Raw genomic sequence first — 12644 nt, forward strand, 5'->3', positions numbered from 1 at the left:
GCCATCACTGAATAACGATAACGACACACGAGACAAGATGATCTTAAGCGAAGAACACCAGATGATCCGCGACGCCCTGCGCAGCTATTCGCAGGAGCGCCTGGCGCCGCAAGCGGCCCGCTGGGACCGCGAACACTATTTTCCGAAGGATGAGCTGAAGGAACTGGCGCAATTGGGCGCCTTCGGCGTGGCGGTGCCGGAGCAGTACGGCGGCGCGGGCCTCGACTACGTGTCGCTGGCCCTGGTGCTGGAAGAGATCGCGGCCGGCGACGGCGGCACCTCGACCATCATCTCGGTGAACAACTGCCCGGTATGCTCGATCGCGATGATGTATGCGAACGAGGCGCAAAAAGAAAAATGGCTGCGCCCGCTGGCCCAGGGCGAGATGCTGGGTGCCTTCGCCCTGACCGAACCGCACACCGGCAGCGACGCCGCCGCACTGCGCACCACGGCCACCCGCGATGGCGATCACTACGTCCTCAACGGCACCAAGCAGTTCATCACCAGCGGCAAGAACGGCGACGTCGCCATCGTCATGGCCGTCACCGACAAAGCCGCGGGCAAGAAGGGCATCAGCGCGTTCTGGGTGCCGACGAATACCCCCGGCTACATCGTCGCCGGCATCGAGCACAAGATGGGCCAGCATTCCTCGGACACGGCGCAGATCGTGTTCGAGAACTGCCGCGTCCCGGCGGAGAACCTGATCGGCGAAGAGGGGCAAGGCTACAAGATCGCCCTGTCCGGCCTGGAGGGCGGCCGGATCGGCATCGCTTCGCAATCGGTCGGCATGGCACGCGCGGCGTATGAAGCGGCGCTTGCCTACGCCAAGGAGCGCACCAGCTTCGGCAGCGCGATCTTCGACCACCAAGCCGTGCAGTTCCGCCTGGCCGAGATGGCGATGCAGATCGAAGCGGCACGCCAGCTGATCCTGCACGCGGCCTCGATGAAGGATGCCGGCCTGCCCTGCCTGAAGGAAGCGGCGATGGCCAAGCTGTTCGCCTCCGAGATGGCGGAAAAGGTCGTCTCCAGCGCGATGCAGGTGTTCGGCGGCTACGGTTACGTGGCCGATTTCCCGATCGAGCGCATCTACCGCGACGTGCGCGTGTGCCAGATCTACGAAGGCACCAGCGATATTCAAAAAATCCTGATCGCGCGGGCGCTGTGAAGATCCGGCCGGCAGAGGCGGCCGACCTGCCGGCCTTCTTCGTCTATCTCGACGACCACCTGCGCGACAACGGCGCGGACGGCACGCCGCTGTTCCAGCCGCTCTCGCGGGCGCAGTCGCAGCTGCCGCCCGGTTTGAAAGCGTCGTTCGTCGATGGCCTGGCCATTTCGGTCGGCGAACCGCGATGGCGCCGCCTGTGGCTGGCACTGGATGCGCGCGGCTCGATCGCCGGCCACGTCGACCTGCGTGCGCGGCCGGAGCCGGGTGCGCGGCATCGGGCGATGCTGGGGATGGGCGTGCACCGCGCCTACCGGCGGCGCGGCCTGGGTGCGCAGCTGCTCGCTACCGCCATCGACTGGGCGCGCCAGCAGGACGGCCTGAAATGGGTCGATTTGGAGGTGCTGGCCGAGAATCACCCGGCCGTCGCGCTCTACCTGCGTGCAGGGTTTGCGATGACGGCGCGGATCGAGGACATGCTGGAGATCGATGGCGTGAGCCATGATCTCAGCTATATGCGCTACCGGCTGCGCTGATCAGAAGCCTTCCAGCACAATCTTCCCACGCGCCTGATGCGACTCGATCATCGCATGCGCGCGGCGCAGGTTTTCCGCATTGATGGTGCCGTAGTTCTCGTTGGCCGTGGTGCGGATCGTGCCCGCATCGACCAGCTCGGCCAGGCGGGTCAGGATGTTGTGCTGTTCGATGATGTCCGGCGTCGTGAACAGCGCACGGGTGAACATCAGCTCCCAGTGCAGCGAGATCGCCTTGCGCTTGAACTTCATGATGTCGATCGGCGTGGCCGGGTCGTCGATCAGGCTGTACTTGCCCTGCGGCGCGATGGCTTCCACCACCTGGTCGAAGTGCTGGTCGCTGTGGGTCAGGCTGCACACGTATTCCGGCGCGCTCAGGCCGGCGGCGGCGATCTGCTCGGCCAGCGGCTTGCTGTGGTCGATCACGTGATGGGCGCCCAGTTCGCGCACCCAGTCCTGCGTTTCCGGGCGCGAGGCGGTGCCGATGATGGTCAGCTGGGTCAGCTGGCGCGCCAGCTGGACCAGGATCGAGCCGACGCCGCCGGCCGCGCCGATCACCAGCACGGTCTTGCCCTTGCCTTCTTCGTCGGTCGGCACCTGCAGGCGGTCGAACAGCATCTCCCAGGCCGTCAGGCCGGTCAGCGGCAGCGCCGCGGCGGCGCCGAAGTCGAGCGAAGCCGGCATGCGGCCGACGATGCGCTCGTCGACCAGCTGCAGTTCGCTGTTGCTGCCGGCGCGGGCGATCGAGCCGGCGTACCAGACGCGGTCGCCCGGCTGGAACAGGGTGACGTCGGGGCCGACCGCCTTCACGATGCCGGTCGCATCCCAGCCCAGCACCTTCCACTGCCCTTCTTCAGGCTTGGCGCTCTTGCGCACCTTGGTGTCGACCGGGTTGACCGACACGGCGCGCACCTCGACCAGCAGGTCGTGGCCCTGGGCGACCGGGTCCGGCAGCGTGATGTCGACCAGCGATGCGGCGTCGGTGGCGGGAAGGTTGTTCTGGTATCCGATGGCTTTCATGTGCAGGCTCCTGTGTTGATTGATATTGCGATGGATACCATTCTGACCAGTCCCGGCTTTTTGATAAACTGGGCAATCCCGAAATCACTTTCAACAATGCTTTGAAAATCCGCAACCTGCAGGATCTGGAAACCTTCGTCGCCACCGCCGAGCGGGGCAGTCTGTCCGCGGCCGCGCGCCTGCTGGAAACCTCCCCGGCCGTCGCCAGCGCCAGCCTGAAGCGGCTGGAGGCGGATCTCGGCGTGGCGCTGTTCATCCGCAGCACGCGCAGCATGCGCCTGACCCTGGCCGGCGAACGCCTGCTCGGGCGCAGCAAGGCTTTACTGGACGGCCTGCGCGAAGCGGAAGATGAGGTGCGCGCCGGCCAGGATGCGATCGAAGGCCAGCTGCAGATCTCGATGCCGTCCGATCTCGGGCGCCATGTCGTCCTGCCCTGGCTGAACGATTTCCAGGCGCGCTACCCGGGCGTGAAACTGCGCCTGCAGCTGACCGACCGCCTCGCCAACATCTATCGGGAACCGGTCGACATTGCCCTGCGCTTCGGCGTGCAGCCGGAGTCCAGCATGGTGGCGCTGCCGCTGCTGGCCGAGAACCGGCGCGTGCTGTGCGCTTCGCCGGCCTACCTGGCGCGCCATGGCATGCCGGCCTCGCCGCGCGAACTGGAACAGCACAACTGCCTGTGCTTCATGCTCGACGAAACCGTCAACGACCGCTGGCGCTTCCGCAAGGGCGATGAAGAGATCGAGATCCTGGTGCAGGGCGACCGCGTGGCCGACGATTCCGAGATCGTCAAACGCTGGGCGCTGGCAGGCCTGGGCATCTGCTACCGCTCGCGCCTGGACGTCCACCAGGACCTGGCCAGCGGCCGCCTGCGCCTGATCCTGCCGGAGTGGGAAGGCGTCAACGCGCCGCTGACGATGCTGGTGGCGAACCGCAAGCAGGTGTCGCCGGCGGTGCGGGTGCTGCGCGAATTCCTGGTGGGCCGCTGCAAGACTTTATTGGGTGCCTGAAGCCGCCGCCAGCAGAGTTTGCGCCGGCGGTGCAGAATGCATCTTTGCACATGAAGAGGAGCGGACATGGACACCCAGGCGACGATCGAACAATGGCAGCAGCAACTGGACGCGGTACGCGCACGGGCGCGCGAGAACGGCGCGCAGGCCGGCGTGGTGCCGGTCGAGCAGGCGCGCTCGATGCGCGGCCTGGACATCATGCAGGCGCTGCTGGAGGGTCGCTTCCCGTATCCGCCGATCGCCGAGACCCTGGATTTTCATTTAGTCGAGGTCGAGCGCGGCGTGGCCACCTTCCAGGGCATGCCGCAGCAAAAACATCTGAACCCGATGGGCACGGTGCACGGCGGCTGGTACGCCACCCTGCTCGACTCGGCGGTCGGCTGCGCGGTGCAGACCATGCTCGAACCCGGCCAGGGCTACACGACGGCCGAACTGAGCGTGAACCTGGTGCGCGGCGCGCGCCTGGACGGCGGACCGCTGCGCGCGATCGGCACGGTGCTGCACTGCGGCCGCCAGCTGGCCACCGCCGAAGGCAGGATCGTCGATGCGCAGGGCCGCCTGTACGCGCACGCGACCACCACCTGCCTGGTCTTCGACATCAAGTAATCAGCTGACTGAATCAGCTGACTGCAGGCTCCAGCAGAGTCAGCGTTTGTGCGGCCGTATCCAGCGTCGCGCGCACGCCGACCGGGATCGTGAACTGGTTGCGGATGTGGCCGAAGGAGTAGCCGGTGACGGCGGGTATATGCAGCGGCTGCAGGTGCACATCCCAGGTTTCGTCCAGCGTGAGCGAGGAGCCGTTGCCCTGCGGCCCGCAGTTCTCGCAGATGCCGACCATGACGCCGGCCGCCTTATCGAGGCCGACCGCGAGGTCGAGCTGGGTCATCCAGCGGTCGATGCGGTAGGGCTCTTCGTTGACCTCTTCGACGAACAGCAGGCTGTCCCGGAAATCGGCGGCGTAGGGCGTGCCGGCCAGCGCGCTCACCAGCGACAGGTTGCCGCCCATGAGCGGACCGGTGGCCGTGCCGCCGTGGACGGTGCGCACCGCGTAGTGCGGCTCCAGCACGGCGCGGCGCGCGTTTTCAGGCGCCATCGGGATCGTGTAGTTTGCGCGCGGCTCCATCAGCACCGCCAGCATGTGCTCGTTCGAATAGCTTGAGGGCGTGCTCGACGCCACCGGGCCGTGGAAAGTCACCACGCCGGCATGGCGGTGGATGGCCAGGTGCAGCGCGGTGATGTCCGAGTAGCCGAGCAGGATTTTCGGGTGCTTGCGGATCAGCGCGAAATCGAGGTGCTTCAACAGCGAGATGCAGCCCGAGCCGCCGCGGATCGCCCAGATGGCTTTCACGTCCGGATCGCGGAACATGCCGTGCAGGTCGGCGATGCGGGCGGCGACGGTGCCGCCGTAATTGCCCCAGACTTCGCGCAGGTAGTTGCCCGGCTTGACGCGGAAACCCAGCGCCTCGATGTTTTTCACGGCCTTCTGGATCGCGGCGTCGCTGGTATAGCCGCCGGGGGCGATGAGGCCGACCAGGTCGCCTTTTTGCAGGCGCGGCGGTTTGATCAGGTGTGTCATGGGACGGGAAGGATGGAGCTGGCGGTCACGCGTCCGGCCTGCGACCGGCGAAGAGGGCAGCAGCGTTGCCGCCATCAGCGCCGTGAAGCGCCGCCTGCCGATGTTGTTCATGCCTGACATGCTGGCCCCGTGTGAAATGGAAAACGGCCCGTGCTGCGGAAAGGACCAGCCTTCCCGTGCACGGGCCGCCCACCTTCGATCGATCAGAAGAACTTGTACTTGACGTCGAAGCTCAGCGAACGGCCACGCGGGTTGCCCACGCGCGGATCCCAGCCTGCACCCACGACTTCGTCCACGTTGTGGGCGGTGAACGGCGGATCGCGGTCGAACAGGTTCTGGATGCCGACGGTGATCGTCGTGCTCTTCAGGCCGGTATAAGTGCCCGACAGACCCCAGGTGGTGTAGCTGGCCACACGCGGGTTGAAGCCTGCCGGCGGCGTGCCCTTGCCCGCGTTTGGCACCTGGTCCATGTAGCCGTTGCGGTACAGGTTGCTCAGCATTGCGCTCCAGTCGCCCTTGGCCACGGTGAAGGTGGCGTTGTGCTTCCAGCGCAGGTACAGGTCGCGGGTATAGAAGTTACCGACGTATTCCTTGTAAGGCTGGCCTTCGAACTCGGCGAACTGGTAGCTCTGGGTCCAGGTACCGTCGAGGGAGGCGTTCCATTTGTAACCGCCCGGCAGGTTGCCGCGGCCGCGCAGGCCGACGTCGGCGCCACGGGTCTTCAGGCCTGCGGCGTTGATCCAGCCGGCGTTGACGTAGTCGATCACGCCGTTCGCGTCACGCACGATGTACTCCGACAGCTGGGCGGCATTGGCCAGGATCACCTGCGGAGTACGGTTCAGGATACGGTCCTTGATGTTGACGGCCCAGTAGTCGACCGACACCGAGAAATTGTTGCTTGGCTCGACGATGAAGCCGAGGCTACCCTGCTTCGAAGTCTCCGGACGCAGGCCTGGATTGCCGCCCGAGAAGTAATTCAGGCGCTCGATCGCGCAGAAACGCGGATCGCCAGGGTGGGTCGGGCAGCCGACCGGGTCGATGATACCGTTCGGCAGTTCCTGGTCCAGGCGGCCGGAATACAGTTGCACGAAGCTCGGTGCGAGGAAGCCCTTGTTGGCCGAACCACGCAGCATCAGCCAGTTGGTCGGACGGTAGCTGAACGCCGCCTTCGGGTTCGTGGTCGCGCCGATCACGCTGTAGTCATCGCGGCGGATCGCCAGCTGAAGCTCCAGGTTCTTGATGACCGGAATAATCATTTCGGCATACACCGCCTTGATGTTGCGCGAGACACGGGACTGGTTGGCGTTACCCGGCGCCAGCAGGATGGTGGTGGCGTCCACGTCCTGGGCGAACTGGTAGCTTTCGCGGCGCAGGTCGACACCGACCGCGCCCGACACGGCACCGGCCGGCAGGTCGAAAATCTGGCCCGACACCGAGCCGTCGAGCTGGGTCAGGGTCGTCTGGCCGTGCTGCAGGCGGCCGTAGAACTTGGTGGCTTCCAGTGCGTCCATGGCGGCCTGGCTCTGGCCGGCGGATGGCGGCGAGAACACATTGACCACGCCACTGCCGAGTACGGCGTAGAACGGCTTGGTGAAGGCATAGCCGTCGACCAGGTCGGTCGTGGAACGGCTCTGGTTGTGCGACAGGCCCAGCTTGTAATCCCACTTCGAGGCGATCGTGCCTTCGGCGGCCAGCAGCAGGCGGGCCGTATCGGTCACGTTTTTCTGGGTACGGTCACCCAGCGGCCAGCCGCGCCACTTGTACAGGATCGGCTTGGTCTTGTCGAAGGTCGGGATGTAAGCCGACAGGTCCTGGTAGTACGGGCCGTTCACCGGATAGGCGTTGCCGGAGGCGAAGCTGGCCGAGATCTGGACCGGGGTCAGGATCGACAGGCTGTTGGTATGCGCAAGCACGGCCTCGGCATATACACGATGGTCCGGGTTGATCTGGTAAGTCGCACGCGCCACGCCGTTGGTACGCTCGGTCGGCAGCTGCATCACGTAATCGCCACCGTAATCGTAGGCGCAGGAATAAGTCGAGCGCAGCGGCGAGGTGACGTCTTTCCACAGGTTGGTCTGGTACTGCGACATGCCTTCGACGCTGTCGCACTTGCCTTGCAGGCTGAGCAGGCCAGCCTGCAGGTAGGTGTTCGGATCGCCCGGCATCTTGAAACCGGTGCCCAGCGCGGAACCGGCGCCGGTCAGCTGGTTGGCAGCCGGGGTGCCGGTGGTGTCGGGCGACAGGCCGCGGCCTGGCTGGAAGCCGTTCGCGAACGCACGCTGACTGGAATCCAGGCGCTCGTTCTTGTCATGGGTAATGGTGGCCATGACGTTGAAGTGATCGGTGTCCAGGTTGCCCTTACCGGCAATCAGGGACAGGCGGCGCTGTGCGCCACCGCCATGCTCGGTGAAGTTACCCGTGATATTCGCGTCCAGACCTTCGTAATTGGTCTTCAGAATGAAGTTGATCACGCCGCCGACAGCATCGGTGCCGTAGATTGCCGATGCGCCATCCTTGAGCACTTCGACACGGGCGATGGCCGACATCGGAATCGTGTTCAGGTCGACCGACTTGCCGGACAGGCCGTAACCGGCAACGCGGCGGCCATTGAGCAGCACCAGGGTAGCGCTCGGGCCCAGGCCGCGCAGCGAAGCGAACGAAGCGCCGCCACTCACGCGGTCGGCGTCGGCGCCGAACACGTTGTTACCCGAGGTCATGTTATCGGCGCCGTTACCATTGGCCGAGATCAGCTGCATCAGCTGTTCGGCGTTGGTGATGCCCTGCTTGTCGAGTTGATCCGTGGTGATGGTCTGCACAGGCAGCGCACCCTCGACGTTGATACGTTTGATGCTACTACCGGTGATCTCGACGCGTTGCATGGGTTTGTCCGCCTGCACATCCTGTGCAATGGCCGGACCGACGACGCCGATCAGGGCAATCATCTGGGCTAACTTCTTTAACTTCACGCGTCTCTCCTTGGGTAGTGCTGCGGCGATGTCTTGGGGAAGTAATGTCTTTGCATTACGTTATTATTTCAATTCGAGGGTACGCGCACGTATTTGCGCGTTCCAATGAAAAATCCGGAGCTGAGTATAACTATAGGGAATGTTTAGCTACGGAAAAACTCAACAAAACTCTCATTTCGCTCGGGTAGCGCGTGCTCTTTCCGCAACATTGAGGTCCAGATAGCGCCATTGGGTGAATTCCACCGGATGACGTTTGTAGTTTTTCAGCCACGGTTGACGAATATCGGCCGACAGCACGTGGGTCAGCGGCACCCAGGGGTTATAGGCGTGCAGCAGCTGGTTCATCTCGAAATACAGCTTCTGGCGCTCGGGCCCATCCTGCAGGACGCGCGCTTTTTCATAGCGTTCGTTGTAGGCCGGCAGGTTGAAGCGCGCATAGTTGGCGCGGCCCGCATTCGGGCCGTACAGCAGCTGGTAGAAATTGTCGCCGTCGGGGAAGTCGGCGACCCAGTTACTCTCGAACATCTGCACCTTGCCGAGGCGCGAAGCCTTGATGATCTCGGTCTTCTTGTCCGACTTGAACACCACGCGCAGGCCGATCGCGTTCAGGCATTTGCGCCATAGTTCGTCGCGCAGGCGGCCACTGACGGTGGCTTCGCTGCTCATCGCCAGGGTCAGCGGCGTGCCGTCCGGCTGGCGCCGGAACCCGTCCGGATCGCGCTTGTCGTAGCCATAGCGGTCCAGCAGCGCATTCGCCAGCGCCGGATCGTAAGGCACCGGGCTGCGGTAGTTCGGGTCATAGCCGAGCACGCCTGCGGGCAGCGGCGAATCGGCCTTCATCGCAAAACCCTTCTTCAGCAGGGCGATGTCTTCGGCATTGTTATAGCTGAGCGAGATGGCCCGGCGCAGCGCCACCTTGTCCCTGGTGTAGCCGCCGACCACCGGGTCCTGCATGTTCATCCACATGTAGTAGGTCTGCAGCACCGGAAAGCGGTAGAGCTGCATGCCGCGCGCCGCCAGCTCGGGCTTGAGCTTGCCGTCCTGGATGACCATTTCCGTCATCGATTCCGGCACCTGCTCCAGGTAATCGTATTCGCTGTTCAGGAAGCCCAGCATGCGGCCCTGGAATTCCTCGGCGATTTTCACGTCGACGCGGTCCACGCGCGGCAGGCGCTGCCCTTCGAGGGCGGCGGCGATGGCCTTGTCGCCGGCATCGTTGGCCGGGCCCAGGTCCGTATGGAAGACGGCGCTGGACTCTGGATTGCGCAAGAGCACCAGGCGGTCGCTGTGCTTCCACTCGCCGATCATGAAGGGACCGGTGCCAACCGGGTGGTTGCCGGCCTGGCCGGGGTAGGCCTCCATCACCTCGCGCGCGACCACCGAGGCCGCCGGCATCGCCATGTAGAACAGGAAATTATTGTCCGGTTCCTTCAGGCGGATGCGCAGCGTGTAGCGGTCGAGCGCCTGCAGGCCCGGGATCTCGGTGGCGTAACTGAAATGCTTCTTGAGCGCTTCGTCGCCGGCCAGCTTGCCGTCGAAGATATAGCCGAAGGGCGAACGCAGGCTGGGGTCGTACAGGCGTTTGAAACTGTAGACATAGTCCTCGGCCGTGACTTCGCGTTTTTTGCCCTTGAAGGCCGGGTCCGGCGTGAAATAAATGCCGGGGCGCAGACGGAAGGTGTAAGTGCGGCCGCCATCCTCGACCGTCGGCAGGCCGGTGCTTGTATTCCCCTGCAGCTTCACCGGACGCGCCAGGTAGTCGTAGCGCAGCAAGGGATCGAACAGGTTTTCCAGCAGCGACAGGCTGGCCAGGTCCGAACCGACCGCCGGATCGAGACCGGCTTCGCTGGTCGAGAGGAACATGTGCAGCACCTTGGGCTCGGCTGCTTGTATCGGCAAATGCAGGAAGGAGACAGCCAGCGCGGTGGCGGCGAGGAAGCGGAGTTTCGGCATGATGGTGGGTATCATAGGCCGAGGACTTATGCGCAGGCAACCATCCTATTGGCTCAGCGCCTTCGCCAGCGCGGGCAGGAAGCGGTCCATGCGGTAATCGACGTCGAGGTGCTCGTCCGGGTATTCCTGGTGGACGTGGGCGATGTCCAGCTGCGCCAGGCGCCGGCTGAACTGGCGCGCGCCGAGGTTCAGGAAATATTGGTCGCGCACGCCGCAATCGATCCACAGCAAGGCCAGCTTTTGCAGGTTACGCAGGCAGGCCTCGGGCGCCCGCACCGGATCGTGGGCCAGCCAGGCATCCCAGCGGCGCGCATCGAACTGGCCGGTGCGCAGGTCGCAAGGCAGGCGAATGCCCCGGTAAGCCTGCGGATCCGGGTCGTAGGTCGCGGCCAGCGCCAGGTGCATGCGGCAGCTCTTCTCGTCCGGCGTCGCCTTGTCCGCCGTGTCGAAACAGGCAAAGAAACGCTCTACCGAATAGTCGAAGCGTTCGAGCGTGCGCACCGCCGCGTACAGACCCATGCGGTACACCGACTCGAAGTCCATGTCGCCGGAATTGCAGGACACGGCCGACCACACGTCGGGCCGCGCCATGCCATGCCTCAGGGCGCCGAAACCGCCGGAAGACTTGCCGAACACGCCACGCCGGCCAGGACCGCCGCAGCCGAACCGGCTCTCCACGAAGGGCAACACCTCGTCGACCAGGTAATCCATGTAGCGGCCGGTACCCGCGCTGTTGATGTACTGGTTGCCGCCGAGGCTGGTCATGCAATCGGGGAAAGCGACCACGACGGGCGGCATCGCGCCACTGCCGATCAGCCGGTCCAGGCGTTCCGGCACGTTTTCGCCGATGTTGCGGCGGACGACGTGGTCGGGGCCGGCGCTGTTAAAACCCGGCAGGTCGACCAGCAGGGGCAGCCGTTCAGGGGCATGGGCCGGCGTGTACACGAAGAGTTCGCGTGCGGCCGGATCGCCGAGGGGATTGTTCCGGAGAAGTTCGCTGTCGAGGACGAAGCGGTGCGATGTACCGCGGTAAGTGACGCCTGGTCTGTGCATGCCGAAAGGCTACCATAACTTTTTCACATAGCCTCGGCGCATTCTTTCATCATGGCAGCTTGCACTGCGCCTATACTCTCCGCTGCACAATCGAGCGCAGGCGCGCCCTGACTTTCATCCCATGGCTCTGAATTACATCTGGATCGGCTTTTTCCTGGTTGGCTTCGTCGCGGCGCTGGCCCAATGGCTCTTTCTCGGGGATACCGAGATCTTCAAACGCATCATCGACGGCACCTTCGATTCCGCCAAGATGGGCGTGATGGACATCGCCCTGCCGCTGGCCGGCGTGATGACCTTGTGGCTGGGTATCATGAACATCGGCGAAAAGGCCGGCGCGGTCGGCTGGCTGGCGAAAGTGATTTCGCCCTTCTTTTCGCGCATCTTCCCGGAAGTCCCGAAAGACCACCCGGCCACCGGCCACATGGTGATGAATTTCTCGGCCAACCTGCTGGGCCTCGATAACGCCGCCACGCCCTTCGGCCTGAAGGCAATGGAAAGCCTGCAAACGCTCAACCCGCAAAAGGACACGGCCAGCAACGCCCAGATCATGTTCCTGGTGCTGCACACCTCGGGCCTGACCCTGATTCCGCTGGCGATCATGGCCCAGCGCGCCATCCTCGGCGCGCGCGACCCGTCGGACATCTTCATTCCCTGCATGATCGCGACCTATGTCGCCACCGTCACCGGCATCATCGCCGTCAGCATCCGCCAGCGCATCAACCTGCTCAACGGCGTGGTGCTGAGCTGGCTGGGCGGCATGACGGCGGCCATCGTCACCTTCATCTGGTACCTCACCACCTACCTCAGCAAACCGGAAATCGAAACCTTTTCCAAGGTCACCAGCAACCTGATCCTGTTCGCGATCATCGTGGTGTTCATCGTCGGCGCCATGCGCAAGGGCGTGAACGTGTACGAAGCCTTCATCGAGGGCGCGAAGGGCGGCATCCAGACGTCGCTGACCATCATCCCCTACCTGGTGGGCATGCTGGTGGCGATTTCCGTGATCCGCAATTCCGGCGTGCTGGGCTTCGTGGTGCAGGGCCTGGAATGGCTGATCCGCCTGGCCGGCATCGACACCGCCTTCACCCCGGCCCTGCCGACCGCGCTGATGAAGCCACTGTCCGGCAGCGGCTCGAAGGCGATGATGATCGACGCCATGAAGACCTATGGCGTGGATTCCTTCGTCGGCCGCCTGGCCTGCATCTTCCAGGGCTCGGCCGATACCACCTTCTACATCGTCGCCCTGTACTTCGGTTCGGTGGGCGTGAAGAAGACCCGTTACGCCATCTCCTGCGGCCTGATCGCGGACCTGGCCGGTATCATCGCCGCCATCTCCGTGGCTTACGTGTTCTTCGGATAATTTTTTAAAGG

The 12644-nt window shown here is 64.3% G+C and carries 10 protein-coding genes; 5 read left to right on the plus strand and 5 right to left on the minus strand.

Features of this window, described 5'->3' with window-relative positions:
• The first annotated feature begins 37 nt into the window (after positions 1–37).
• Positions 38–1165, plus strand: coding sequence for an acyl-CoA dehydrogenase family protein (locus NX782_RS18630; RefSeq protein WP_258846977.1), 1128 nt, complete (start codon positions 38–40; stop codon positions 1163–1165).
• Entirely contained in the window at positions 1162–1698 is a 537-nt protein-coding gene (locus tag NX782_RS18635) for a GNAT family N-acetyltransferase (RefSeq protein WP_258846978.1), read from the plus strand. The genes NX782_RS18630 and NX782_RS18635 overlap by 4 nt, the downstream gene beginning before the upstream one ends.
• Here NX782_RS18635 and NX782_RS18640 read toward each other — a convergent pair whose 3' ends face one another.
• Positions 1699–2715 carry a zinc-binding alcohol dehydrogenase family protein gene (locus NX782_RS18640; RefSeq protein WP_258846979.1) on the minus strand — a complete coding sequence of 339 codons (1017 nt, stop codon included), beginning with the start codon at positions 2713–2715 and terminating at the stop codon, positions 1699–1701. It abuts the gene before it with no gap.
• A gap of 101 nt (positions 2716–2816) precedes the next feature.
• On the opposite strand from NX782_RS18640, the gene NX782_RS18645 reads away from it, so the two are divergent.
• Together NX782_RS18645 and NX782_RS18650 are read left to right on the plus strand one after the other, a co-directional pair.
• On the plus strand, positions 2817–3725 hold the full coding sequence (locus tag NX782_RS18645; RefSeq protein ID WP_308633024.1) for a LysR family transcriptional regulator: 909 nt from the start codon (positions 2817–2819) through the stop codon (positions 3723–3725).
• Between the two features lie 66 nt (positions 3726–3791).
• Entirely contained in the window at positions 3792–4331 is a 540-nt protein-coding gene (locus NX782_RS18650; protein WP_258846980.1) for a PaaI family thioesterase, read from the plus strand.
• A gap of 13 nt (positions 4332–4344) precedes the next feature.
• Here the strand turns inward: NX782_RS18650 and NX782_RS18655 are convergent, their stop codons facing one another.
• From NX782_RS18655 to NX782_RS18670, 4 genes are all read right to left on the minus strand, one after another.
• A complete protein-coding gene (locus NX782_RS18655) occupies positions 4345–5412 on the minus strand; it encodes a S66 peptidase family protein (protein ID WP_258846981.1) in 1068 nt (355 codons plus the stop codon).
• Between the two features lie 92 nt (positions 5413–5504).
• Entirely contained in the window at positions 5505–8267 is a 2763-nt protein-coding gene (locus NX782_RS18660) for a TonB-dependent receptor (protein ID WP_258846982.1), read from the minus strand.
• 171 nt (positions 8268–8438) lie between these two features.
• Complete coding sequence (locus NX782_RS18665; RefSeq protein WP_370661810.1) at positions 8439–10220, minus strand: ABC transporter substrate-binding protein; 1782 nt, start codon at positions 10218–10220, stop codon at positions 8439–8441.
• A 45-nt stretch (positions 10221–10265) separates the two neighbouring features.
• Positions 10266–11273: an alpha/beta hydrolase gene (locus NX782_RS18670; protein WP_258846983.1), complete on the minus strand. Its 1008-nt coding sequence runs from the start codon at positions 11271–11273 to the stop codon at positions 10266–10268.
• 121 nt (positions 11274–11394) lie between these two features.
• On the opposite strand from NX782_RS18670, the gene NX782_RS18675 reads away from it, so the two are divergent.
• Entirely contained in the window at positions 11395–12633 is a 1239-nt protein-coding gene (locus NX782_RS18675; protein ID WP_258846984.1) for a spore maturation protein, read from the plus strand.
• The last annotated feature ends 11 nt before the right edge of the window (positions 12634–12644 follow it).

The organism is Massilia norwichensis (assembly GCF_024753245.1).
Lineage (GTDB): Bacteria > Pseudomonadota > Gammaproteobacteria > Burkholderiales > Burkholderiaceae_D > Telluria > Telluria norwichensis.